At 47.1% G+C, this 1,189-nt stretch carries 1 rRNA gene; it reads right to left on the reverse strand.

The annotated features are described in order from the left end of the window. Positions 1 to 1,189 (reverse strand): 23S ribosomal RNA (locus K5V21_RS18995); the annotation flags it as partial.

Here is a 1,189-nt window from a genome sequence, read left to right on the forward strand (position 1 = left end):
TGAACCCGTAGCTTCGGTGGTAAGTTTAGCCCCGTTACATTTTCGGCGCAGGATCTCTCGACTAGTGAGCTATTACGCACTCTTTCAATGAGTGGCTGCTTCTAAGCCAACATCCTAGTTGTCTTAGAAATCCCACATCCTTTCCCACTTAACTTACACTTTGGGACCTTAGCTGACGATCTGGGCTGTTTCCCTTTTGACCACGGATCTTATCATTCGTAGTCTGACTGCCGAATTAAAAGTATGTGGCATTCGGAGTTTGATAAGGTTCGGTAAGCGCTATGCCCCCTAGCCCATTCAGTGCTCTACCTCCACTACTCATATCATTCGACGCTAGCCCTAAAGCTATTTCGAGGAGAACCAGCTATCTCCGAGTTCGATTGGAATTTCTCCGCTATCCACAGCTCATCCCATGCTTTTTCAACAGCAACGTGGTTCGGTCCTCCACGAGGTTTTACCCTCGCTTCAACCTGGCCATGGATAGGTCACCCGGTTTCGGGTCTACAGCATGCAACTAGTCGCCCTATTAAGACTTGGTTTCCCTTCGGCTCCGTACCTTAAGTACTTAACCTTGCTACATACCGTAACTCGTTGGCTCGTTCTACAAAAAGCACATCATCACCCTCATAAGGGGCTTTGATCGGTTGTAGGCATACGGTTTCAGGTTCTATTTCACTCCCCTCCCGGGGTTCTTTTCACCTTTCCCTCACGGTACTGCTTCACTATCGGTCATCAGGTAGTATTTAGCCTTGGGAGGTGGTCCTCCCTGCTTCCCACAAGGTTTCACGTGTCTCGTGGTACTCTGGATCAGAACTTTAGGCTTTCTCGTTTCATATACAGGACTATTACCTTCTACGGTCCAACTTTCCAGTTGTGTTCTATTACAATAGCTTCCTAAGTTAATGTTCTGTCCGCAACCCCAGAGATAAATCTCTGGTTTGGGCTCTTTCCTTTTCGCTCGCCGCTACTAAGAAAATCGATTTTTCTTTCTCTTCCTCTAGGTACTTAGATGTTTCAGTTCCCTAGGTTACCTTCATATAGCTATGTATTCACTATACGATACATGGGGTTAACCCATGTGAGTTTCCTCATTCGGAAATCTTCGGATCTCTGGCTATGTGCGCCTACCCGAAGCTTATCGCAGCTTATCACGTCCTTCATCGGCTCCTGATGCCAAGGCATTCACCAT

It is taken from the genome of Clostridium sardiniense (assembly GCF_019753795.1).
In the GTDB taxonomy this organism is placed as follows: Bacteria; Bacillota; Clostridia; order Clostridiales; family Clostridiaceae; genus Clostridium; species Clostridium sardiniense.